21 protein-coding genes are annotated in these 22572 nt (G+C 57.6%); 10 read left to right on the top strand and 11 right to left on the bottom strand.

Annotation, left to right across the window (positions count from 1 at the left end; all coding sequences use genetic code 11):
* Positions 1-11 precede the first annotated feature (11 nt).
* The 4 genes from ACXZ66_RS10650 to benA all read right to left on the bottom strand — a co-directional run bounded on the left by ACXZ66_RS10650 (position 12) and on the right by benA (position 4572).
* Positions 12-851 carry a 1,6-dihydroxycyclohexa-2,4-diene-1-carboxylate dehydrogenase gene (locus ACXZ66_RS10650; RefSeq protein ID WP_458748703.1) on the bottom strand — a complete coding sequence of 280 codons (840 nt, stop codon included), beginning with the start codon at positions 849-851 and terminating at the stop codon, positions 12-14.
* Positions 851-2437 carry a benzoate 1,2-dioxygenase electron transfer component BenC gene (gene benC, locus ACXZ66_RS10645; RefSeq protein ID WP_458748701.1) on the bottom strand — a complete coding sequence of 529 codons (1587 nt, stop codon included), beginning with the start codon at positions 2435-2437 and terminating at the stop codon, positions 851-853. The genes ACXZ66_RS10650 and benC overlap by 1 nt, the downstream gene beginning before the upstream one ends.
* A 72-nt stretch (positions 2438-2509) precedes the next feature.
* Positions 2510-3004, bottom strand: coding sequence for a benzoate 1,2-dioxygenase small subunit (benB, locus tag ACXZ66_RS10640; RefSeq protein WP_458748700.1), 495 nt, complete (start codon positions 3002-3004; stop codon positions 2510-2512).
* Between the two features lie 47 nt (positions 3005-3051).
* Complete coding sequence (gene benA, locus ACXZ66_RS10635; RefSeq protein WP_458748698.1) at positions 3052-4572, bottom strand: benzoate 1,2-dioxygenase large subunit; 1521 nt, start codon at positions 4570-4572, stop codon at positions 3052-3054.
* Between the two features lie 542 nt (positions 4573-5114).
* Here benA and catA point away from each other — a divergent pair.
* The 3 genes from catA to ACXZ66_RS10620 all read left to right on the top strand — a co-directional run bounded on the left by catA (position 5115) and on the right by ACXZ66_RS10620 (position 7489).
* Complete coding sequence (catA, locus tag ACXZ66_RS10630; RefSeq protein ID WP_458748696.1) at positions 5115-5984, top strand: catechol 1,2-dioxygenase; 870 nt, start codon at positions 5115-5117, stop codon at positions 5982-5984.
* Between the two features lie 115 nt (positions 5985-6099).
* The gene (locus ACXZ66_RS10625) at positions 6100-7221 is read left to right on the top strand and encodes a muconate/chloromuconate family cycloisomerase (protein WP_458748695.1); all 1122 of its coding nucleotides are present in this window, start codon (positions 6100-6102) and stop codon (positions 7219-7221) included.
* Positions 7222-7243: 22 nt separating this feature from the next.
* Positions 7244-7489: a muconolactone Delta-isomerase family protein gene (locus ACXZ66_RS10620; protein WP_458748694.1), complete on the top strand. Its 246-nt coding sequence runs from the start codon at positions 7244-7246 to the stop codon at positions 7487-7489.
* 10 nt (positions 7490-7499) lie between these two features.
* Here ACXZ66_RS10620 and ACXZ66_RS10615 read toward each other — a convergent pair whose 3' ends face one another.
* Positions 7500-8834, bottom strand: a complete 1335-nt coding sequence (locus tag ACXZ66_RS10615; RefSeq protein ID WP_458748693.1) for an MFS transporter — start codon at positions 8832-8834, stop codon at positions 7500-7502.
* A 265-nt stretch (positions 8835-9099) separates the two neighbouring features.
* Here ACXZ66_RS10615 and ACXZ66_RS10610 point away from each other — a divergent pair, with 265 nt between their 5' ends.
* Positions 9100-10404, top strand: a complete 1305-nt coding sequence (locus ACXZ66_RS10610; RefSeq protein WP_458748691.1) for an MFS transporter — start codon at positions 9100-9102, stop codon at positions 10402-10404.
* Entirely contained in the window at positions 10401-11204 is an 804-nt protein-coding gene (locus ACXZ66_RS10605) for a shikimate dehydrogenase (protein WP_458748690.1), read from the top strand. The genes ACXZ66_RS10610 and ACXZ66_RS10605 overlap by 4 nt, the downstream gene beginning before the upstream one ends.
* Positions 11205-11207: 3 nt before the next feature.
* Here the strand turns inward: ACXZ66_RS10605 and ACXZ66_RS10600 are convergent, their stop codons facing one another.
* The 5 genes from ACXZ66_RS10600 to ACXZ66_RS10580 form a co-directional block, all read right to left on the bottom strand.
* Positions 11208-11669, bottom strand: a complete 462-nt coding sequence (locus ACXZ66_RS10600; protein ID WP_458748689.1) for a hypothetical protein — start codon at positions 11667-11669, stop codon at positions 11208-11210.
* A gap of 12 nt (positions 11670-11681) precedes the next feature.
* Entirely contained in the window at positions 11682-12917 is a 1236-nt protein-coding gene (locus ACXZ66_RS10595; RefSeq protein ID WP_458748688.1) for a benzoate/H(+) symporter BenE family transporter, read from the bottom strand.
* 192 nt (positions 12918-13109) lie between these two features.
* The gene (pcaD, locus tag ACXZ66_RS10590) at positions 13110-13874 is read right to left on the bottom strand and encodes a 3-oxoadipate enol-lactonase (protein WP_458748686.1); all 765 of its coding nucleotides are present in this window, start codon (positions 13872-13874) and stop codon (positions 13110-13112) included.
* Between the two features lie 2 nt (positions 13875-13876).
* Positions 13877-15100, bottom strand: coding sequence for an acetyl-CoA C-acetyltransferase (locus tag ACXZ66_RS10585; RefSeq protein ID WP_458748685.1), 1224 nt, complete (start codon positions 15098-15100; stop codon positions 13877-13879).
* Between the two features lie 84 nt (positions 15101-15184).
* Positions 15185-15964 carry an IclR family transcriptional regulator domain-containing protein gene (locus ACXZ66_RS10580; protein ID WP_458748684.1) on the bottom strand — a complete coding sequence of 260 codons (780 nt, stop codon included), beginning with the start codon at positions 15962-15964 and terminating at the stop codon, positions 15185-15187.
* Positions 15965-16078: 114 nt separating this feature from the next.
* Here ACXZ66_RS10580 and ACXZ66_RS10575 point away from each other — a divergent pair, with 114 nt between their 5' ends.
* The 3 genes from ACXZ66_RS10575 (at position 16079) to clpX (ending at position 18938) form a co-directional block, all read left to right on the top strand.
* Positions 16079-16822: a CoA transferase subunit A gene (locus tag ACXZ66_RS10575; RefSeq protein ID WP_458748683.1), complete on the top strand. Its 744-nt coding sequence runs from the start codon at positions 16079-16081 to the stop codon at positions 16820-16822.
* A complete protein-coding gene (locus ACXZ66_RS10570) occupies positions 16822-17469 on the top strand; it encodes a 3-oxoacid CoA-transferase subunit B (protein ID WP_458748682.1) in 648 nt (215 codons plus the stop codon). Before ACXZ66_RS10575 ends, ACXZ66_RS10570 begins: the two co-directional genes overlap by 1 nt.
* Before the next feature lie 191 nt (positions 17470-17660).
* Positions 17661-18938 carry an ATP-dependent Clp protease ATP-binding subunit ClpX gene (gene clpX / locus ACXZ66_RS10565; RefSeq protein WP_458748681.1) on the top strand — a complete coding sequence of 426 codons (1278 nt, stop codon included), beginning with the start codon at positions 17661-17663 and terminating at the stop codon, positions 18936-18938.
* Here the strand turns inward: clpX and ACXZ66_RS10560 are convergent.
* Complete coding sequence (locus tag ACXZ66_RS10560; RefSeq protein ID WP_458748680.1) at positions 18935-19699, bottom strand: TetR/AcrR family transcriptional regulator; 765 nt, start codon at positions 19697-19699, stop codon at positions 18935-18937. The two genes, clpX and ACXZ66_RS10560, sit on opposite strands and share 4 nt — an antisense overlap.
* A 353-nt stretch (positions 19700-20052) precedes the next feature.
* Here ACXZ66_RS10560 and ACXZ66_RS10555 point away from each other — a divergent pair, with 353 nt between their 5' ends.
* Both ACXZ66_RS10555 and ACXZ66_RS10550 read left to right on the top strand, forming a co-directional pair.
* Complete coding sequence (locus ACXZ66_RS10555; RefSeq protein WP_458748679.1) at positions 20053-21051, top strand: malate dehydrogenase; 999 nt, start codon at positions 20053-20055, stop codon at positions 21049-21051.
* 37 nt (positions 21052-21088) lie between these two features.
* Entirely contained in the window at positions 21089-22564 is a 1476-nt protein-coding gene (locus tag ACXZ66_RS10550) for an Hsp70 family protein (protein WP_458748678.1), read from the top strand.
* Positions 22565-22572: the final 8 nt, after the last annotated feature.

Below are 22572 nucleotides of genomic sequence, written 5' to 3'. Positions count from 1 at the left end.
CCCCTAAGTAATTATCCTTGGTCACCGCCGGCCACTGGAAGCACGGAACCGGTGATGTAACTAGCTTCGCGAGAAGCCAAGAACACGATCGGTGCCGCTTGTTCATCCAATGTTCCGTAGCGCTTGAACAAGCTGGAGTCGATGGTCTGATCGACAATGGCCTGGTACCACTGCTTCGCCTGCTCACCCTCGGGTCCCGGGCCACGCTTCACCTTGCGTTCAGGAGCCAGCGTGCCGCCCGGCGCAGTTGCAACGACGCGGATGTTTTTCTCCGCTGCTTCCACTGCCAACGCCGCGGTGAGAGCATTGACGCCACCCTTCGATGCTGCATAAGGCACACGATTCACACCGCGGGTAGCAACTGAGGACACGTTAACAATCGTGCCGCCACCGTTGTCGATCAGGTGAGGAAGTTCCGCGCGTACGGACCACAAGGTGGTAAATAGGGAACGGTTGACTTCCTTTTCAATCTCTTCCGGGGCGTAGTGTTCGAAAGGCTTGGCCCAGATGGTGCCACCAACAACGTTGATCGCAACATCAATCCGGCCGAACTTATCCCGGGCAGCTTGAGCCATGGATTCGGCACCGGCATAGGTCTCAAGATCGGCCGTTGCCCAGCCGATCTGGGCACCGGAGCGCTGAGCAATCTCATCGGCGACCTCGCCGACAAGTTCGGCCCGGTCGACAAGGAAAAGCTGAGCGCCCTCATGCGCGATCCGGTTCGCCACTGCCAGGCCAATGCCTTGGGCGGCACCTGTGATCAGGACAACCTGGTCCTTGAATCGGTTTGGGGTGACCAGCTCGGGCGATCCCTCGATCCCTGCGCCGGTTGGCATCTCACCTTTGGCCATTAATTGCCCTCCTCGATAGCAGTGTGAACGGTCTTGATTGCGCTGCGGTGGTGGCGCTCAACGATGGTGCGCACCGCTTCAAAGTCATGTGCCTCAAGCGCATCAATGAATTCGTAGTGGTCTTCGACAACTCCAGGTGCAACGAAGCCCTTATCAGCGAGTTGCTCATGCATCACTTCCACGACGTCGAGCACGTGGTAGGCCTGTTGCAATGCAGGGTTACCTGAGCGCTCAAAGAGGTAGTTGTGGAAGTTGTGGTTCGCCTCGGTGTAGGCGGTTGCATGGAGGAACGTGTCGCCCGCGATGTGCTTCTTGCACTCATCGGCGAGTTGGCGAAGTTCGGCGTAATCCTCGTCGTCAAGCTTGTCTATCATGAGCGTGACCACGCCGAGCTCGAGCGCCATGAGCGCGTTGAACTGTGCCTCGGAGTTGGTCTTAGCCGTGAGGATGTGGCCGGTTTCGATACCGCCGGCTTTATCTGCGGTGACTGTCTTCGACAGGCCATCTTCAACAACGTTGGTGGTTGTGGGCACGGTGGTCGTTGGCTCTGGCTTCTTCTCACCGGCAGCGGCAGCAGCATTTGGCGTGAACTTCTCGTAGTAGAAGTTGGCTGGTGGGTTATCCAAATCGTTGAGGAAGGTACGTACAGCCTCGACCATTGGTGGTGGGCCACACAGGTAGATGTCTGCGTTGCCGTCATGCAGGTGCTCGTCGGTCATGAACTGGGTGACGTAGCCCTTGCGCTCGTGTTCCTCATCCGGGGCGGAGACCACAGAGAACCAATCGAAGTCCTTGATCTTGTCCTTGAAAGAATTCAGGCGCTCCACCTCGACGATGTCGTGGTTGAAAGTCGCGCCATAGATCAGGCGAACAGGCTGGTCAAGATCAGGGCTCTCGGCGAGCTTCTCCAAAATAGCCAGAATCGGTGCCAGGCCCGTGCCACCGGCGAGCAGGGTTACTGGTGCGTGCGGCTCGCGCAGGAAGAAGGAGCCCATCGGGCCGGTCAGGTTCAGGCGGTCGCCCACTTTTGCTTCCTCAGTGAGATAGCGAGTCATCTTGCCGTCCTTGGTGTACTTCACCAAGAAGGTCACAATGTCCTCGCTAGGCCCAGAACTGAAAGAGTAAGAACGGTGGAAGTCTGCGTTTGGTGGGGCAATGTTCATGTACTGACCCGGCAGGTAGTTGAGCTGGTCGCGCTCTTCTAGCTGCACGGCAAATCGCACTGTCGATTCCGAAAGGCGGTCGAGTTCGGTGATGTTGCCAATTAACGTCGCCGCGCCAGCCTTCGCCGCTGCAGACGTAGTGGCAATCTGGACGACCATGTCTTCGAGAGGGTAGGTCTGGCAAGCCAGGATGTAGCCCTGTTCTGCCTCCTCTTCGGTCATGGCGTCGTCGATGTACTCGCCCTCTTCGTACTCGCCGGACTCACAGAATGCCTTGCAGGTACCGCAGGCACCATCGCGGCAATCAAAAGGGATGTTAATTCGCGCCTTGTACGCTGCATCTGTGATGGTCTGGTCTTCTTCAACGGTGATGAAACGAGTCACACCGTCTTCGAATGTCAGAGCAACTTGTGGGTCAGCCATGTGTGGCCTCCTGTTCTACCCAACGCGTGGGTTCTCATACTGAACTTAAATTGCGAGAAAAACCAGAGTGAATTAGAGCTGGTAGATATCTACAACGTGGTGGATGTAGTCGTTCTTTAACACGATTTTCTTGCTTGCAATCTGTGGCTTCTCACCGGAGAAGTCGATGGTCAACCACGTGGTGCCGAAGTAGTGATCGGTGGTGTTGTAGCGGAAGTAGTAGGAAATCCAGTTGTAACGGATGTCTACTTCGCCGTCGCGTTGCTCCAGGATTTCAATGTTGGAGGCATTGTGGCTGGTGCGTGGCTCCGGAATAGAAGTTGCGGAAGAACGCTCGGTGCGGATACGGAAGACGCGATCCTCCAGGCCTGCGCGGGTGGGGTAGTAGATCAGCGAGATTTCATTTTGCGGATCGGTGGTCAGCTGCTCATCGACGTCCCATGCTGGCATCCAGTAGGAAGCATCTGGGCGGTAGCACTCCAGCCACTCCTCGAACTGGCGATCATCGAGGAGACGGTTTTCGTAGTAAAGAAAATCTTGGATCTGATCGCGAGTGATTTCAGACATTGGCGAAACTCCTTGGAAGTTGGTGTAAGGGTGAGAACGAGAGGTAATTACTGCGAGCGCTTGCGACGAACGCGACGGCCGGTGGAGCTGGTTTCGCCAGTTGCCCCGGAAGCGGAGGAGTTTGCCTTAGCAGCTGCGCGCTCCTTAGCGAATGCGACGGTTGCGGCTGCGGACTCTTCGTCGTCACGCACATGCTTCGAAGTATGAGCCTCACGGTCAGCGTCTTCCTGGTCGACGGCCTTTTCCATGACCTCTTCCCAGTAGGTGTGCTGGATTGGGTAAAGACCTTCGTCCTCGGTGCGAGCGCCGGAGGAGAGGACCTCGTTCATGCCCAGGTCCTTTGCAATCTCGTTGGTTCCCTCGACCTGGTGCTTCAGGCCACGAGTCATGTCGTTCCAAGGGAAGGACGATGCCAGGTAGGTCTTCTGGCAGGAACGGAACTCTTCCAGATCGTCAGGAGTTGCCATGCCGGTTGCGTTGAAGAAGTCTTCGTACTGGCGGATGCGGTTCGCGCGATTCTCGGCAGACTCGCCCTTTGGAGCGATGCAGTAGATGGAGACCTCGGTCTTGTCTACGGAGATCGGCTCGAGGCGACGGATCTGAGTGGAGAACTGATCCATGATGTAGACATTCGGGTAGAGGCAGAGATTGCGCGATGCGCCGACCATGAATTCGCCGCGCTCCTTACCGTGCAGTTCCTTGAGATCGTCTAGGCGATCGTAGATTGGGCGGTCCTCAGGGTTTGCCCACTGGCTCCACAGTGCAAGGTGGCCGTGAGGGAAGGAGAAGTAGCCGCCACCCTGCTCGCCCCACTTGCCAGCGTCCATAGCCTTGGTGTCGTTCTCGGACTCGCCGGTGGTACGACGGCCGGTGGTAGCAGCGTAGTTCCAGTGCACCGAGGAAACGTGGTAGCCGTCGGCGCCGTTTTCTGCCTGCAGCTTCCAGTTGCCGTCGAAGGTGTAGGTCGAGGTGCCCTTGAGAACCTCGAGGCCCTCTGGGGACTGGTCGATGAGCATGTCTAGGAAGACGCGGGTGTCACCGAGGAAGTTCTCGAGAGGGACGACATCGTCGTTTAGCGAACCGAAGAGGAAGCCACGGTAGGACTCGAACTTCGGGATGCGACGCAGGTCGTGGGAGCCCTCAGTCTTGAAGTTGTCTGGGTAACCGCCGTTGGCCTCGTCCTTGGCCTTCAGGAAGGTGCCGTCGTTGGAGAAGGTCCAGCCGTGGAATGGGCAGGTCAGGGTGGTGCGGTTGTCGACCTTCTTGCGGCACAACATCGCGCCGCGGTGTGAGCAGGAGTTGACGATGCAGTTGAGCTCACCGTTCTTGGAACGAGTGATCACAACCGGCTGACGACCGATGTTGGTGGTGAAGTAGTCGCCAACATTAGGAATCTGCGACTCGTGTGCGAGGAAGATCCAGTTGCCTTCGAAGATGTACTTCATCTCGAGTTCGAAGATTTCTTCGTCGGTGAAGACTTCGCGGTTGAGGCGAACGCGGCCTTCTTCTGGCTCGTTCTGGAGGGCGCGGGAGAGGATTTCGCGAACATCTGCGGTCGGTGACGTCATGGGGCGTTCCTTTGCTAACTAGAGTTCAAGATTGGACTGGTTGAAACGGGGTTTATCTCTTGACTTCCACCAAGTGTTGATTCGGCGCTTAACCTGCTGCTCTGCGGGGCGCAGCTCCATTAATCAATGGGGTGGGATGCCACAATGCTGTCAAAGAATGAACTGCATCACATTGGGGAATGTCCTAGGCGTGATTAGGGGGTCAAATTCTAACGAGACATAAAGGCAGCTCATTGGGGCAATTGCGGGCGAAAAGTAGTATCAGGTAGGGAACTGCCCCCGATTATTAGGGCATATCCTAGGGTTGCCTAGGGGATTGAAGTTCGTTAGGTGAACGATGTGTTCGCTAGCTGCGCATATACCGTCTGCGCTGCGACAACGATGTGAAATCCGACCGTTTGAGACATCTACCCCCTTGCGAGTCCCCCGTGTCTTGGGACACACTCTAGGTGGGCCAACCAGGCAGATCACTTAAACATGAACTGCTCAGTACACTGGCAAATGCGACGAGCACCATCCACCAATCAATTAGGAGCATCTACATGTCCTTCGATAATCTCTCCGGCGCTGAGGGCGATCCAACCGCAAAGGGTTCCGGCAACGCAGCAACTGACAAGTTCAAGACAGAGTCTGTAAAGTCCGACACTTCCACGGAGCGCGCTAACGCAATCTACACCGACACCTTGGCGGCACTCGGCGAGGTTGCTCGTAAGCACCAGGTCACTTACGACGAGTACCGCGTGCTGAAGAACTGGCTCATCCAGGTCGGCGAATACGGCGAGTGGCCACTGTGGCTCGATGTCTTCCTCGAGCACGAGATCGAGCAGATTAACTACGATCGCAAGGGCTACACCGGCACCAAGGGTTCCATCGAGGGCCCTTACTACGTGGAGAACGCTCCAGAGCTGCCTTGGAACACCGAAATGCCAATGCGCGAGCAGGACAAGGCTGCAACCCCATTGATCTTCAAGGGTCAGGTCACCGATGTTGATGGCAACGGCCTCAGCGGCGCGACCGTTGAGCTGTGGCACGCAGACGAAGAGGGCTACTACTCCCAGTTCGCACCTGGTATCCCAGAGTGGAACCTGCGCGGCACCATCCGCACCAACGAGAACGGCGAGTACGAGATCAAGACTCTGCAGCCTGCTCCGTACCAGATCCCAACCGACGGCCCAACCGGCTGGTTCATCGCTTCCTACGGTGGCCACCCATGGCGTCCAGCTCACCTGCACCTGCGCATCAAGCACCCAGGTTACCGTGAGATCACCACCCAGCTTTACTTCCAGGGCGGCGACTGGATTGAGAACGACGTTGCAACCGCTGTGAAGCCAGAGCTGATCCTGGACCCACAGAAGACCGAAGATGGCAACAACCTGGTTAACTACAGCTTCGCGCTGGACAAGGAAGACTAGAAGGAAGACTAATTAGCCCGGCTAATTTTGTCTGATGAATAGCCCCCGCACCCCGCTATTGTGGGTGCGGGGGTTTAGCTGTTTTTAGGTTTAAGCTGCAAATAAAGGAGTAAGAATGTCCGATCTAACAATCGCGCAGGTCAACACGACTCTGCTCGATGTCCCGTTGATCCGTCCCCACGGTTTTGCCACCTACACTGCAACTTCGCAGCCCATCCTGCTCGTCGAGGTTCTCCTCGAGGGCGGCATTAAGGGCTACGGCGAAGGCGTTGTTCCAGGTGGACCATGGTGGGGTGGCGAGTCCGCCGAGACCATGAAGGTCATCATTGATCACCACCTGGCCCCGATCATGGTTGGCCGTGAGGTCAATGAGCTCGTTGGAATCCTCAAGGACTTTGAGGGCTCCGTTGCCAACATGCGTTTCGCGAAGGCTGCCGTCGACGTGGCTATGCACGACGCGTGGGCTCGCGCACTCGGCATTCAGGTGCGCGACCTGCTTGGCGGTCGCCTGCGCGACGAGATTGACGTGACCTGGGCACTCGGGGTGCTGCCTCTCGACGAGGCCGTGGCCGAGATCGAGGAGCGCATCGCCTCCCACGGGCATAAGTCCTTCAAGCTGAAGATGGGCTCCGGCGACCCCGACCGCGACACTAAGCGCATCGCCGAGCTGTCCAAGGCACTTGATGGCAAGGTCGGCCTGCGCATCGACGTCAATGCCCGCTGGGATCGCCTCACCGCGCTGCGCTACCTGCCTCGGCTCAAGGATGCCGGCATCGAGCTCTTCGAGCAGCCAACTCCTGCCGATGACCTAGACACCCTGCGCGAGATCACCACGCGGATCGGCGTACCAGTGATGGCCGATGAGTCGGTATGTTCGCCCGCGGATGCGCTTGCCGTGGTCAAGGCGCAGGCAGCCGACGTGATTGCTATTAAGACCACCAAGCTCGGTGGCCTGCAGGAGTCCAAGAAGACCGCCGCTATCGCAGAAGCAGCAGGCCTGGCCTGCCACGGTGCAACCTCGTTGGAGGGTCCTTTCGGCACCGCGGCTTCGCTGCACTTCGCGTGCTCGACCCCAGCGATCACCTTCGGCTCCGAGCTCTTCGGTCCGATGTTGCTCAAGGAGTCCTACACCACCGAGGATCTCGTCTACGAGGACGGCGTAGTGCGCCTGCCAGAAGGCCCAGGTCTTGGCCTCGACCCTGACTGGGACAAGGTGAAGGCCTTCGCCCGCGACTAGTGCGCGCACTAAACTAAGAGCGGTGAACCGCTACCTCATCACCCTCGAAGCTCGGACCCCGCCAGAGATGGACCCGGAGGTCCGAGCTGACCTTTTTGAACGCACAAGAAAGATGCTTGACGACGATTACCTGGATTCTTTTCACCGCGTCGTTGGTAAGCCAGCTGTGGCGGGAATCGTAGAAATGGAAGAACCCCACGAATTTCTCGCGGGGTTGCCCCTCTTTCCCTGGCTAGAGGTACAAGTGGTGGCGTTAGCTCGTCGATAAGCGAACTCTTTTAAGCGCTGACCTTGCCTTGCACCTCGGTGGAAGCCTGGACCTCGGTCTGCGGCGACTTCAAGCCGATCAGTGCGACCGCGGCAAGCACGAACACAGCTGCTGCGGTGATGTAGAGCGCCTGCGGGCTCCAACCTGCCTCGGCGAGATAGCCGATGATGACAGGGCCGAGGACGGAACCGATGCGACCAACCGCAAGGGTTGTGCCCACGCCGGTGGCGCGCAGATGCGACGGGTAGGCGGCCGGGGTGACGGTGTACATGCCGGTCACGCAGCCATTGAGCAGCATGCCGACGAGCACTCCGAGCGTGAAGGCGACGCCTGGGATCGAGACTGAGTAGATGAAAGCTACCAGCGCGATTGCGCCGAGGATGGAGAAGGCGATCAGAACTTTGCGCGCCGAGACCTTGGTGGTGATGATGCCGAAGACAATCGAACCAATCGTGCCACCGAAGGACAACATGATGCCGCCGAGGATGCCCTGTTGGGCGGTCATGCCGGACTCGGAAAGTAGGCGAGGGGTCCAGGAGTTAGCGAAGTTGAAGCCGAAGTTGACGAAGCAGAATGCAATCCAGAGGCGGATCGTGACCGGCCAGAATTCTTTGGACACAAGCTGGCGAATCGGTGCCTTGTCCTGCTTGACCACTGGGTTGAGCTCAACATCGGTGCCGTGGCCGATGCGTGCAGAGATCTTGCGTACTGCATCGATGTCGCGGCGGTTGGAGAGGTAATCGGTGGATTCTGGCAGGATCACCAGGACTCCGAGAAGGCCGATTGCTGTCAAGATAGCGCCGGTGAAGAAGATCCATTCCCAGCCGATGGTCGGGATGAAGCGACCAGCGAGCACACCACACACTGCGGCACCAATGCCATAACCGGAGGCGTAGATAGCCATGGCCAGGCCGCGGTACTTACGGTTAGAGAACTCAGAGACCACAACCGTGATGCACGCGAGGATGCCACCCACACCGATGCCGGTGACAACACGCCAGAACATCAGGCCACCGAAGGAGGTGGCAAGTCCTGTCATGGCGAGACCAACGAGGTCGATCACGGTGGCCAGGATGATGATCTTGCGGCGACCGTATTTATCGGCGGCTGGGCCGAGGAAAAGGGCACCGATGCCCACACCGATCAGAGCTGCCGACAGTAGCCAGCCAAGTGCTGCGGAACCGATCCCGAATTCCTCGGTGATGGAGTTTGCGGAGTACGCCGTAGCGACGAGATCATAGCCGTCGAGGGCGTTGAGGTAGGTGACTAGGGCGATGATGAGCCACTGGTAGCCAGTCATACGTGAGTTGTCGATACGCGATCGAATATCTATCTGGGTAGACAAAAGTTGCATCCTTGCTACGTCGAAGAGGGAACAACTACCCGATTCAGAGTGGGCAGCTGGTTCCGTTCGGCTCAAGGGCTCTCGGCGTCACGGACTGTTCAGTTATGTACGAAAATTATGTACGAATGAGAAATTTAGCCTATTAGCTGAGAAACATCTAAATTAAATTCAGGAATTCTTAATATCGGGGCAAGCGGGGCTAACGGGGCAGGGGATCTCCGGCCCAATTTCCCCTCCCACCCCAATCCGACGAAAATGATTCTTTATGGGAACACATGTTGTGACGCCACAGACCAAGACTCCTAAAAGGGCGGCGCTTTCAAGCTGGATCGGATCAGCGCTCGAGTATTACGATTTCGCGGTCTACGGCACCGCAGCGGCGCTGGTGCTCAACCACCTGTTCTTTCCGGAGGACGCCTCTCCAGCGGTGGCCATCTTGGGTTCGATGGCCACCGTTGGAATTGCCTATGTTGTTCGCCCGCTTGGCGCGCTGATCATGGGGCCACTTGGCGATAGATACGGCCGTAGCTTCGTACTCATGCTCACCTTGTTCATGATGGGCGCTGCCACTTTTGCTGTTGGCCTGTTGCCCACCTATGAGCAAGTGGGAATTCTTGCACCAATTTTGTTGGTGGTCTGCCGCATATTCCAGGGCCTGTCGGCTGCAGGCGAGCAATCGTCGGCAATTTCTACTTCGCTGGAACATGCCGACGAAGACAAACGCGCATACACGGCTTCCTGGACTCTGCACGGCACCCAATTCGGCACGCTGTTGGCCACCGCCATATTCCTGCCATTTACGCTATTACTCACCGAGGAGCAGCTTTTTAGCTGGGGCTGGAGAATTCCGTTTCTGCTCTCGGCTGTGGTTGTGGCCGCGGCGTACCTGATTCGCAGGAACCTGACTGAGCCACCGACTTTCTACGAGTCGAAGAGTGAGAACCCACTGCGCGAAGTGCTTGCACACCACAAGGCTGCCGTCGTGCGAATCGCGTGCGCCGCTCTAATTAATACAGTCAATGTGGTTTTCACCGTGTGGTCGCTCAGCTTTGCTACCTCCATCGTGGGCCTAGATCGCTCCACGATGCTGCTGGTGAGCGTGGCCGCCAATGCTCTGGCTCTGATCGTGATCCCACTATCAGGGCGCCTGGCCGACAAAATTGGCCGAAAGATCGTGTTTATCACCGGTGCGCTGAGCTCGGGAATCATGATGTTCTTCTACCTCAACGCCATTGCCAGCGGGAATTGGGCCCTGATCTTTACCTGTGGCGTGCTCATGTCGGGTGCGTTCTACTCCATGGCGAACGCGACTTGGCCAGCCTTCTACGCTGAGATGCTCCCATCGCAGGTCCGCGTGACCGGCCTGGCGCTTGGCACACAGATCGGTTTTGCAGTCTCGGGAGGCTTCGCACCGGTGTTGGCCAGCTGGGTGGCGGGAGCAAACGGCGACAACTACCAGGCGGTTGCCGTGGCTGTGATCATCGTGTGCATTGTTTCTGCCATCGCCGCGATGACGGCGCGCGAAACCAAAAACCTCACCCTCAAAGAGATTGACGCGGTGCGCGCATGAGCTATCTAATTGGACTGATCGGCTCCGATATTCAGCTCTCGCGCACTCCGCGCATGCATGAAGAGGAAGGCCAGGCACAGGGACTACGCCTCGTTTATAAGCCAATCGATACAGCGCACGTGACTACCCCGTTCCCCGAACTCTTCGAGGCCGTGCAACAAGTGGGATTCGACGGAACCAACGTCACGCACCCCTTTAAACAAGAAGTTATGGGCTACCTCGACGAGATCGATGAGCAAGCCCGCAACTTAGGCGCTGTGAACACGGTGGTCTTCCGCGAGGGCAAGTCTTATGGCTACAACACGGATTTCAGCGGATATTCCCGCGCGCTGCGCTCCCTCGATGACCCCGATCTGAGCCACGTGGTCCAGCTCGGTGCCGGGGGTGCAGGCTCTGCGGTTGCGTGGGCGCTGCACGACGCGGGTGTCGAGGATTTAATCATCGTGGATCCCGACGAAGAGAAGGCACGGCATCTCGCGGAGCAGGTCGGTGCCAGGGTCGGGCTTTACGACGACATCGCCACCGCCACCGGTGTGGTGAACACAACTCCGTGTGGCATGCCTGCCCACCCAGAGCCAGCCTTTGATACCTCGCTGCTCACACCGGATATGTGGGTCTCGGACGTGGTGTACATGCCCGTGGAAACGGAGTTGCTGCGTCGTGCAAAGGCGATTGGCTGCATGACTTTGGATGGTTCGCGGATGGCAGTGGGCCAGGCGGTAGATGCCTTCGAATTGTTCACCGGGAGAGAGGCGAACGAAGCTCGCATGGCTGCCACGTTTGCCTCGTTTGATGCTTAAGCATTAGGAAATTACATCGCACACGAGCATGCGATCGGTAATTGCTTGTGGAGCACCTTGTTCTTTCCAGTACTCCACGTCATAGCAAGGGAACCCAGTCCACGTGGTACCGACGTGTGGAACGACCTCCCATTGCTGGTTGATGTAGCGCACAAAATACAACCCATCGGTTTGTGCCAACCCAAGGTTTGCCCAGGACCCGTCACAGTACAGTGCGCCTAGCTGGCCGGGCTCTACTTGCTCAATTGGTGTCCACTCACAATTGGCTTCTGGCGGCAGGGTAGTAGTTGGGGCACCATGAGTCGAGGCAATGGGCTGCATAGTAGGGACAGGTGCCGATGCGCTCGGCGGGGCACTCGAGGGGCTCGAGGGGCTCTGTGGCGCACACGCGACAAGCCCCGTTGCGACGCACAGGCTGGCTACCGCACTTGCGATTATCCGTGGCGTGCTCAATGTAGTGCCCATCTCAGTGCCTTCCTACTTGGTTTTATCGGGCGCAGGATCTAGCAACTTACCGACGATCACCCCAGCGACTAGGCCCCAGAAAGGTGCTGATAAACCAAGGAAAGTCACCTCAGTGATAGTTACTAAGAAGCATACCAGCGCACCCGTTGACCAGGAACCACTAAAACCTGCCACAAAGGCATTTTTGAGCGGGGTCAACATGGCAATTCCAGCCAAAGCCGCAATGAATGATGCGGGCATGGCAAGCATGAATCCAACAAAAGCAGGCGAAAAGATTCCGACGATGATCGCGCCCACCGCAGTGACCATCGCGGCTGCATAGTGCCGGGACTTATCCTTTCCAGAAGTAATTAGTGCGTTGGTGGGGCCCGTCAAACACGTCGAGGTGCAACCGAGCAAGCCAACTGGGATAGACCATAACCCGGAGGCGGCGGCAGAAAGGTTCACTCCTTGCTTGTGGCCAGCCGCGCGCAGAACCGCCAAGCCCTGACCGTTTTGCACGAAAACAACAGTGACCGCCAGTGGGATGACAAGCTCGACCATTGCCGCCCAAGAGAACTCGGGCGTGACCAATTGGGGCCGTGCAATCACGCCGTTATCTAGAATTCCGCCCTGCAGGCGACCCGCAAAGATGGCCACCAAAGTTCCCAGCACTGCTGCTGTGGCCACCGGCGGAAGGTACTTGCCCACCGTTGAGAACATTGTGAGTACTACGAAGACGACGACCATCGGGACGGCGATGAGCGGATCGTCGATAAGCGAATATATTAAGTCCGTGCCGAAGCGCAGGAACACTCCCGCAACCATGGCCATGACGATCGTGGCCGGGAGCAGGTCCATGATCTTGCCGATCAGGCCCGTCCAACCAAGCAGGAAAACCAGTACGGCTGTGGCCATATAGGCGCCGACGACTTCTTGGAGGCTGAGGTGGGTGAGTGCGTCGCCGACAAGAACGGTGCCGGGGATTGTCCAGAAAAACGCCATCGGCGAGCGGTACAGGTACGTCATCACTAGCGTGAGGATTCCGTTGCCGAGGAAGGCACCGAAGATCCACGACGAGGTCTCCTGCGGGGTGAGTTGACCTGCGGCCGTGGCGGCAAGGATCACAGCGATGGGACCCGAGGCCGAAAAGATCAGCGCTACCAGACCATTACCGAACTCCTGCGGGCCGAGGTCGCGGGCAATTTCTTTCAGTGTGGGCCGGGGCAAGGTCGGGCGCTCGACGGCGAGGAGCGGGAAAAGGCTCACTTCAATCTCAACTCCTGATCTAGACATTTAAACTGACAGATTTGCCCATGCTACGGGGTTATCTGTCAGTTACCTAGGAGTTTTCCCTAGTTCTGCCCCTAGAGAAAGTCCCTAATGGAGTCGGCGGTGAAAAAATAACCCCCTGCGTGCACTTCGCAAAAAGCACACCCAGAGGGCTATACGACGATTGGCCTACAAGAAGTCCACCAATGCCTTGGTGAACTGCTCTGGCGATTCCACGGTTGGCACGTGCGCGCCGGGGGAGACCACGACGGAGGTGACCTCGCCAGAGACACCAGAGGCGATCTCCTCCAACGCCGATGGTGGGGTGGATTTGTCCTGGTCACCAGCGATGGTGAGCACAAGAACGGTGATCTCGCCGAGACGATCGGCGAAGTCCCAGTAAGCAAGTGCGTCGGCGCCCTGCGCGTAGCCCTCACCCGAGGTGGACTTGATCATCTCAAGGTACTTGGCAACTTCTGCAGGGTTGTTTTCCTTGAAGTCGTCGGTGAACCAGAGGTCGAGAACGCCGTCGGCCATGGGTTCCATGCCCTCTGCACGTGTGAGCTTTGCACGACCCTGCCACTTCTCGGGACCGCCGAATTTGGTGGCGGTGCAGCATAGGGCGACCTTTTCTACACGATCGGAAGTTGCAGCGAGGTACTGCGCGATTGCTCCGCCCATGGATAAGCCGACCACCTTGAAGGAGTCCACGCCAGCCTCGTCCAGGGTGTCCAGGACGTCCTGCGCCAGATCGGCGACGGAGGTTTCACCAGGTGCGACATCGGCGACAGGGGAATTACCGTGCCCACGGTGGTCGAGGGCGAGGAGGTGGTGGGTGCCCTCTAACGCGTCGAGCTGAGGCGCCCACATCTCTGTGGTCGATGCGATCGAGCCTAAGAAAACCACAGTTGGGTTGTTTGCGTCGCCGCGTTCGACGTAGTGCAAGATTGTCATGTTTAAGCTTCCTTTTCGACGACTGCCGCCAAGCCCTGGCCACCGCCGATACACATGGTGACCAGTGCGCGATTCGCCTCGGTACGTGCCATGTAGTGCGATGCGGTAACCATCATGCGAGCGCCGGTCGCACCAACTGGGTGGCCCAAGGAGATGCCGGAGCCCGAAGGGTTGAGGCGCTCGTCGTCAGGCGAAATGCCCCACTCTTGCAAGCAAGCCAGTGCCTGCGCTGCGAAGGCCTCGTTAAGCTCGATCAGGTCGATGTCGTCGAAGGTGAGGTCGAGGCGGTCGAAGAGCTTCTTGGTTGCTGCAACTGGGCCGATGCCCATGGTCTCCGGTGCGACACCTGCGACGGCCCAGCCCTTGAGGGTGACCGATGGGGTCAGGCCGAGCTCCTCGGCCTTGGCGCGGGTGGTCACGATCATTGCTGCGGCGCCGTCGTTTTGGCCAGAGGCGTTTCCTGCGGTGACGGTCGCGTCGTCGAACTGACGGCCCATGACGGGACGCAGCTTTGCCAGGGACTCAAGGGTGGTCTCTGGGCGGATGTGCTCATCCTTGTCCACGATGATCGGGTCACCCTTGCGCTGTGGGACAGCAACAGGGACGATCTCGGCATTGAAGTAGCCGGCGTCGGTGGCTGCCGCTGCGCGCATATGGGAGTTGTAAGCCATCTCATCCTGCTCGTCGCGCGGGATCTTGTACTCGATGCGGACGTTCTCAGCGGTCTCGATCATGCCACCTGGGATTGGGTGGTTCTTGCCGCCGGCTTTCTCGCGGCCCTCGGCGAGACGGTCGTGGAGCACCATGTCGCCGCCCTTCTTGCCCCAGCGGATGTCAGCGTCGATGGTGTACTCGGTGCGCGACATGGATTCAGCGCCACCAGCAATGATGAGGTCAGCAGCACCTGCGGTGATGTGCGCGGCCGCGGTAGCAATAGCCTGGAGACCGGAGCCACAACGACGATCCAACTGCATACCAGGCACGGACTCGCCCAAACCAGCGTCAAGCGCAACGACACGGCCAAGAGCTGGGGCTGCGCCGTTGGGTGAAGCCTGGCCCAAGATCAAATCGTCGATATGCTCTGGGCTGATTCCGGACTCCTCAACGACAGCCTTGACGACGATTGACGCCAGATCCTGCACAGGAATGCCGGTGAACGCGCCACCGTAGCGGCCGACCGGGGTGCGCTTTGGGTTACAGATGACAATATCGGTGGGGTTAGACATGAGGTGCCTTTCTGTGGAGCTATATGTGGCTCACTGCGGGAGCAGTGCTGGGGTGAAACGTATGAAATTAGTTCGCAGAAACTTCTAAGACTGGGCCGTAGTTGTCGTAGTTGCTAGGTCCTTTGAAATGTCTCTGCAGGTATCGAGGAGCTCAGGGAGGAATTCTTCCAGCAGCGTGTCCATTGAACGCACGGACGTTTGGGTGGAAATATTCACCGCGGCGATCACTTCTCCTGATGAGTTATGAATTGGTGCTGCAAGCGAGCGCAGCCCTGGTTCGAGCTCTTGATCGACCAGGCACCATCCATCATTGCGCACTTGTTGCAGCGTGGCACGTAAATCGACTTCATCGATTTTCGTTATCGGTGTCAGGGTATTAATCTCGGCGGACTTAAAATATCGATCGAGTGCGTCAGGGGAGAGCCCTGCAAGTAGCACCCTGCCCATCGACGTGGCATAAGCGGGAAACCTGGTGCCGATGATGATATTGACCGTCATGATCCGGCGCACCGGGACGCGGCCAACATAAACCACCTCAGTGCCATCAAGAACCGACAAAGAACAAGACTCATCTGTCGCGCGCGAGAGCTTTTCTAGGTGGGGCTGGGCAATGGCGGGCAGGCCGAGGCCAGACAAATATGAGTAACCCAGCTCCAAGATCGCAGGGGTGAGCCAGAATTCCGAGCCATCGGTATCTGCGTAGCCCTCAGCAACCAAGGTGTGCAAGAACCTGCGTGCGGTGGCGCGAGCGAGCCCCGTTGCCTCTGCGACGCTGGACAGATTCTGGCGAGGATGCTGCGCATTGAAGGATCGAATCACTGCCAGGCCACGCGAAAGTGACTGGACGTGTGGGGATTCCGCCATGCTGTGCCCCTCCTTTGTGGTCTTAACGGTATGAGGTGTGATGGTTAGCTTAGCGAACAAAGTACGCTTTGTGAACCCTTGTGCAACAAGTGAACGGGCATGTAAGGTGGACCCATGCTTGATAAGACAATCGCTTCCATAGATGCGGCCGTGGCTGACATCCCTGACGGTGCTTCCATCGCCGTTGGTGGTTTTGGCTTGGTTGGCATCCCTGCCCGACTGATCGATGCTCTTCGCGCCCAAGGTGCCGGAGACCTAACCATCATTTCCAACAACCTTGGCACCGACGGCTTTGGTCTCGGCCTCTTGCTCGAGGACCACAAGATCACGCGTTCCATCGGTTCCTACATTGGTTCGAACAAGGAATACGCACGCCAGTACCTCTCCGGCGAGCTGACCGTGGAATTCACCCCGCAGGGCACTCTCGCCGAGCGTTTGCGTGCAGGCGGCGCCGGCATTCCCGCTTTCTACACCAAGGCTGGCGTTGGCACTCAGCTTGCTGAAGGCGGCATCCCAACGCGTTACAACACCGATGGGACCATCGCGGAATACTCTCGTCCGAAGGAAGTCCGCGAGTTTAACGGTGAGGCATATGTGATGGAAGAGGGCATTCGCGCAGATTTCGCCTTCGTTCACGCACATAAGGCCGACCGTTACGGCAATGTCGTGTTCTCGAAGACCGCGCAGAACTTCAACCCTGATGCTGCAAAGAGCGGCAAGGTGACCATCGTCCAAGCAGAGTACGTGGTCGATGAAATTGGCCCAGAAGACATTGACCTGCCAGGTATTTACGTCGACCGTGTGGTCGAGGTCGGACCGCAGGAAACGGGCATTGAAAACAGGACGGTGAGCAACTAATGACTTGGACTCGTGAACAAATGGCGGCACGTACCGCCCAAGAGCTAGAAAACGGCCAGTACGTCAACCTGGGCATTGGCATGCCTACCTTGATTCCTGGCTTCCTTCCGGAAGGCCTCGAGGTTGTTCTCCATTCCGAGAACGGCATCCTGGGCGTCGGACCATACCCAAAGGAAGACGAAGTTGATCCAGAAATGATCAACGCCGGCAAGGAGACCATCACCATTGGTCCTGGCGGCTCCTTCTTCTCTTCCTCTGAGTCCTTCGGAATGATCCGTTCCCGCGCCATCGACGTAGCTGTGCTCGGTGCGATGGAAGTTTCCCAGTACGGAGACCTGGCGAACTGGATGATCCCAGGCAAGAAGGTCAAGGGTATGGGCGGCGCAATGGACCTGGTCCACGGCGCAAAGAAGATCATCTTGATGATGGATCACACCACGAAGAAGGGTGATTCCAAGATCCTCACCGAGTGCAAGCTTCCTCTGACGGGTTCGAAGTGCGTCGATCTGATCGTGACCAACTACGCGGTCTTCGAAGTTGATTCGAAGAAGGGCCTGACTCTCGTTGAGGTTGCAGAAGGTGAGACCCTCGATTCGGTTCGCGAAGTGACTGAGGCTCCCTACGAGCTCGCGGATAGCTTGAAGTAGCTTGAAGTAGAAAGACTCGTTGAACTTGACTCGCCGATTAGAATTAGAGGAACTATGTCGGGTGGGGACGATACAATCTAACTTCACCTGACAGCAATAATCTCGACTCTTTTGGCGTTGAGATGTGCAGTAGTTAATCAAGTTGCAAATCAAGATGTCTCGAGTACAGCGAAGCGAGTTTAAGTTCACATATGGCAATCACCCAAGATAGCTCCGACCTGCTCAAGTGTTCCTTCTGCGGGAAGAGCCAAAAGCAAGTCAAGAAGCTCATCGCCGGCGGTGGCGTGTACATCTGCGATGAGTGTATCGAGCTGTGCAATGAAATCATCGAAGAGGAACTCCAGGCTTCCCAAGATGAGAACACCTCCGAGGAGAGCCGTCTACCGAGGCCTTCTGAGATCTCTGCTTTCCTTGACCAGTACGTAATTGGCCAGGACAGTGCCAAGCGCACCTTGTCTGTGGCCGTGTACAACCATTACAAGCGGATCAAGGCTGAGGAGCACACCTCGTCGCGAAGCAAACGCGACGACAGTGTGGAGATCTCCAAGTCGAATATCCTGCTTCTTGGCCCGACGGGCTCGGGCAAGACGTATCTGGCGCAGACGCTGGCACGCATGCTTGATGTGCCTTTCGCGATCGCAGATGCAACAAGCCTGACTGAGGCGGGCTACGTCGGCGAGGACGTGGAGAATATTTTGCTGAAGCTGCTCCAAGCCGCTGACTTTGACGTCAATCGTGCGCAGCACGGCATCATCTACATCGATGAGGTGGACAAGATCTCGCGCAAGAGCGAGAACCCTTCGATTACTCGCGATGTTTCCGGCGAAGGCGTGCAACAGGCGCTGCTGAAAATCCTCGAGGGAACTGTTGCGTCGGTGCCACCACAGGGTGGGCGCAAGCACCCGAACCAGGAATTCATCCAGGTGGATACCTCTAATATCTTGTTCATCGTCGCCGGCGCCTTCGCGGGCCTAGACAAGGTGGTTGCTGAGCGCGTGGGCAAGAAGGGGATCGGTTTCGGTGCCGAGATTGATTCCGCAAGCGAGCGCGATAAGCAGAACCTTTTTGCGCAGGCTCAGCCGGAGGATCTGGTCAAGTTCGGCCTCATCCCTGAATTCATCGGCCGTCTTCCTATTGTGGCAACAGTGGAAAACCTGGATCGTGAATCGCTGGTCCGCGTGCTCACCGAGCCGAAGAACTCCCTGGTCAAGCAGTACGAGCGGCTCTTTGCTATGGATGATGCACAGCTGACCTTCACGGATGAAGCGCTCAGCGAAATTGCGGATAAGGCCTCCGAGCGTGGCACCGGTGCTCGTGGTCTGCGCGCCATCATGGAGGAAATTCTGGTTCCCATCATGTACGAGCTGCCGGATCGCGATGACGTAGTCGAGGTCATCATTTCCGACGGGGTTGTGCGCGGTGAGGCGGAGCCAACGTTTGTGCTTGCCGACGAAGAGAAGAGCGCCTAGTAGATCTCGCTATCAATCTCGTAGAGTTCGCCGTTACCCGAATCGCGTGGTAGCGGCGATTCTTGTACGAGATAGCTGGAATGACCAGAATCTGGGATATTCGAGGTCAAAAAGGCGAGCACCGCATCGATGATGAAGCGGCGCATGCCTTCGGTGTTTTCTCGGCTGAGCAAGTCGATGTTAAACAAGTTTAGGGTGAGATTGCGGCTGGTCACCCGGTAGCTGGTCAACGAAATGATCAACACCAAGATGTCATCCGCGGAAATGTCGGGGCGGAATGCGCCAACATCTTGGCCCATCATGAGCAAGCGCTCAAGGTGGAGCGTGAGATCCGAGGTGTCGGTGATAGACGACATCTCTTGCAGTTCGAGGACTGGGTTGAGGCTTTCGCGCATGAGCAGGCGTAGCGCCTCAGGGCGCTCGGCCATCCGATAATAGAGCGCATCGACGAAGCGACGCACGCCCTCGACTGGTACCGCATAGGAGCGGTCGAGTACTTCGGCGGGGGGCTGCATGGCGCCAACCGCATAGATCAGTGCCTGTTGATAGAGGCCCTTTTTGTCGCCGAAATGATAGTGAATCATTCGCTTGGACATGCCAGATTCTTTGGCAATGGCATCTAGTTTGGTGTCGGCGAAACCTTGCTCCGAAAACTGATCGAGGGCGATGGAAATGACATGTTCAACGGGGACCCCACTCGAGGCTTCCGGTAAATCGGCCTCGAAGGGTTCCTGTTCCTGAGCATTTCTGCTTTCAGTCATGTTCACTTTCCTCCGAGCAACAATCGCAAGGATTGTTGCAATCAACATTCGCTATCTATCGTGCCCGAAACCCACCTAAAATTGTGAACAAGTATGTTTTTCCCAATATTTTGGGGGAAAATCCCCGGTTAATAGGGGGGAATAGGGGTATTTTCCCTGAACCTCTGGGGTCAAATCTGGCACCCTAACGGAGAACAATGATCATTCCATTCGAGTTTCATGGTGGCGGCGGCTCGAACGGCACGCCAAGGTTTCCGGAAGAGTGAACGGCAGTTAAAGCAGGGGCAAAAAATGTACAGTGGGGGGAAGGAAAAACGTCGATTTGACCCTATGAAGATGAGGTGGACGATCACATGGTGAACTCCCAACAGGCCCAAGCTCAGACCCCCGTAAAGGTAGCGGTTTCTGGAGCCTCCGGAAATATTGCTTATTCATTGCTGTGGCGTATCGCGAGCGGCGATGTGTTCGGCCCCGATCGCGAAGTGGAATTGAACCTGCTCGACATTCCGCAGGGAGTCCGAGCAACCGAAGGCGTCGCCTTGGAGCTGGAAGATTCTGCCCTTGGCCTGCTCTCTGCAGTCAATGTCACCGACGACGCCAACGTGGCATTCGACGGCGCTAATGCAGTGTTCCTCGTTGGCGCAAAACCACGAGGAAAGGGCGAGGAGCGCGCCGACCTGCTGAAGGGCAATGGCCCCATTTTCGGACCACAGGGCGCAGCGCTGAACAATCATGCTGCTGACGATGTTCGCGTGCTCGTCGTGGGCAATCCTGCCAATACGAACGCACTGATCGCTCAGCATTCTGCCCCGGATATTCCCGCCGAGCGCTTCAACGCGATGATGCGCTTGGACCACAACCGTGCGGAATCGATCCTGGCCACCAACCTCGGGATCAATACCCGTGAAATTGAGAAGCTCGTTGTGTGGGGCAACCACTCCGCAACCCAATTCCCTGATCTGAGCTTTGCTACTGCACGTGGCAAGATGCTTATCGACGAGGTCGATCAGGCTTGGTACACCGATGAGTACATTCCTCGCGTGGCAAAGCGCGGCGCCGAGATCATTGAGGTGCGTGGAAAGTCCTCGGCGGCGTCGGCTGCGTCGTCGGCAGTAGATCACATGCGTGATTGGGTCCAGGGCACCAACGGTTCGTGGACTACAGTCGCGATGCCTTCGCGTGGCGAGTACGGGGTGCCTGAAGGCCTGGTCTTCGGCTTCCCAGCTATCGGTGAGAATGGTGAATGGAAGGTTGTCGAGGGCCTTGACCTGAACGACTTCCAGCGCGAGCGGATTGAAGCAAATATCGCTGAGCTCCAAGCTGAGCGGGACTCTGTGTCAGACCTGCTGTAAACCTGCCAGCTCCGGTGATCCGGGCTAAGGTGGATTCATGCGCTACGGCATAGATTTTGGAACCACCCGAACGGTAATCGCGGAGGTCGATCGGGGGAACTACCCGGTTGTTAATGTCACCGATACTCAAGGTGACCCGCAGGAGTTCATCCCGACGGTAGTCGCCCACCACGATGGGAAACTACTGTCGGGCTGGGATGCCGAAGCTTTAGACGGGGTTGAATTGACGCGCTCTTTCAAGCGTTATCTCTCGGCCCCGGATGTCTCGGCGCACACCCAGATCAAGGTGGGGGACAAGAAGTTTCCCCTCTCTACGGTGCTCAGAGAATTTGCCACCTACGTGGTCAAGCAGTTGAAGGCTAACCTCGCCGACAATGAGCCGATCGAGATCATCTTAGGTGTGCCAGCTCACGCGCGTTCCGCGCAGCGTCTGCTTACGGTGGATGCCTTCACAAGGGCAGGCGCGACCGTCCTTGGCTTAGTCAATGAGCCAAGTGCTGCTGGCTTTGAATACAGCCACCGGTATTCCCGCACACTGAACACGAAACGCACCTCGATCATTGTGTTCGATCTTGGCGGAGGCACCTTTGATGCCACTCTGTTGCGCATCGATGGGCTTGACCACGTGGTGGAGCGCTCCACGGGTATTGCGCGCCTAGGCGGCGACGACTTCGATGATGTCCTTGCCGGATTGGTTCTGTCCCCGGAGCAGCTCTCCGCGGGCGTACCAGTACGCACGATGGATGCGATTCGCCAGGCAAAGGAACAAATCAAGCCCCAATCCAGGAGAATCCTCATCGACCTGCCAGAGGGTGAGGCTGTAGTTCTAGTGGCGGATTTCTTTGAGGCTGCAACACCGCTGGTGGAAAGCACTGTCGAGGCGCTCAAACCCTTACTCGGTGAGCAGGATTCGCTGCGCGAGACTGAGATCGCCGGGCTGTACCTCGTCGGCGGGGCCTCCGCGCTGCCACTAGTGGCCAGAATCTTGCGCGAGCGTTTCGGTCGCAGGGTGCACCGCTCGCCACTTCCTACGGCATCCACAGCTGTCGGGTTGGCCATTGCCGCGGACCCAGATTCTGCTGTTCAACTGCGTGATCGCCTAGCCAGGCGCATCGGCGTGTTCCGCGAGGAAGACGAAGGTGCCACGATCAGCTTCGATGAATTGGTCGGGCCGGAGGACTCGTCGACAAGCGAAGGCGAAATTAAAGTGACGCGAAACTACCAGGCCGCGCACAACGTTGGTGTGTTCCGCTACGTGGAGTACTCCAGCATGGATGACGACAGTCCCGGTGATTTCTCGGTGCTAGCGGAAGTCCGCGTGCCATTCGAGCGGGACCTGCGTGACGTGGCTAATCTCCAGCAGGTGGAAATCGCTCGCTCGGGACCTGGTCCGCTGGTGCGCGAGACCATCACCATTGACTCTGACGGTGTGGCTACGATTCACATTGCGCTCGACGACGGGTTTGAAGTAACAGTCCAAGCCGAGGTAGGGGTCGGCGCAGCAACCGGCTAAACTAGTCG

The organism is Corynebacterium sp. S7 (genome assembly GCF_054401105.1).
This window is presented reverse-complemented; position numbering and strand designations above follow the sequence as displayed.

Bases quoted from the DNA above. Each gene is read 5' to 3' on its own strand.
- ACXZ66_RS10650 (WP_458748703.1), bottom strand. From the start codon at position 851: ATGGCCAAAGGTGAGATGCCAACCGGCGCAGGGATCGAGGGATCGCCC.
- benC (WP_458748701.1), bottom strand. From the start codon at position 2,437: ATGGCTGACCCACAAGTTGCTCTGACATTCGAAGACGGTGTGACTCGT.
- benB (WP_458748700.1), bottom strand. From the start codon at position 3,004: ATGTCTGAAATCACTCGCGATCAGATCCAAGATTTTCTTTACTACGAA.
- benA (WP_458748698.1), bottom strand. From the start codon at position 4,572: ATGACGTCACCGACCGCAGATGTTCGCGAAATCCTCTCCCGCGCCCTC.
- catA (WP_458748696.1), top strand. From the start codon at position 5,115: ATGTCCTTCGATAATCTCTCCGGCGCTGAGGGCGATCCAACCGCAAAG.
- ACXZ66_RS10625 (WP_458748695.1), top strand. From the start codon at position 6,100: ATGTCCGATCTAACAATCGCGCAGGTCAACACGACTCTGCTCGATGTC.
- ACXZ66_RS10610 (WP_458748691.1), top strand. From the start codon at position 9,100: ATGGGAACACATGTTGTGACGCCACAGACCAAGACTCCTAAAAGGGCG.
- ACXZ66_RS10605 (WP_458748690.1), top strand. From the start codon at position 10,401: ATGAGCTATCTAATTGGACTGATCGGCTCCGATATTCAGCTCTCGCGC.
- ACXZ66_RS10600 (WP_458748689.1), bottom strand. From the start codon at position 11,669: ATGGGCACTACATTGAGCACGCCACGGATAATCGCAAGTGCGGTAGCC.
- pcaD (WP_458748686.1), bottom strand. From the start codon at position 13,874: ATGACAATCTTGCACTACGTCGAACGCGGCGACGCAAACAACCCAACT.
- ACXZ66_RS10585 (WP_458748685.1), bottom strand. From the start codon at position 15,100: ATGTCTAACCCCACCGATATTGTCATCTGTAACCCAAAGCGCACCCCG.
- ACXZ66_RS10580 (WP_458748684.1), bottom strand. From the start codon at position 15,964: ATGGCGGAATCCCCACACGTCCAGTCACTTTCGCGTGGCCTGGCAGTG.
- ACXZ66_RS10575 (WP_458748683.1), top strand. From the start codon at position 16,079: ATGCTTGATAAGACAATCGCTTCCATAGATGCGGCCGTGGCTGACATC.
- ACXZ66_RS10570 (WP_458748682.1), top strand. From the start codon at position 16,822: ATGACTTGGACTCGTGAACAAATGGCGGCACGTACCGCCCAAGAGCTA.
- clpX (WP_458748681.1), top strand. From the start codon at position 17,661: ATGGCAATCACCCAAGATAGCTCCGACCTGCTCAAGTGTTCCTTCTGC.
- ACXZ66_RS10560 (WP_458748680.1), bottom strand. From the start codon at position 19,699: ATGACTGAAAGCAGAAATGCTCAGGAACAGGAACCCTTCGAGGCCGAT.
- ACXZ66_RS10555 (WP_458748679.1), top strand. From the start codon at position 20,053: ATGGTGAACTCCCAACAGGCCCAAGCTCAGACCCCCGTAAAGGTAGCG.
- ACXZ66_RS10550 (WP_458748678.1), top strand. From the start codon at position 21,089: ATGCGCTACGGCATAGATTTTGGAACCACCCGAACGGTAATCGCGGAG.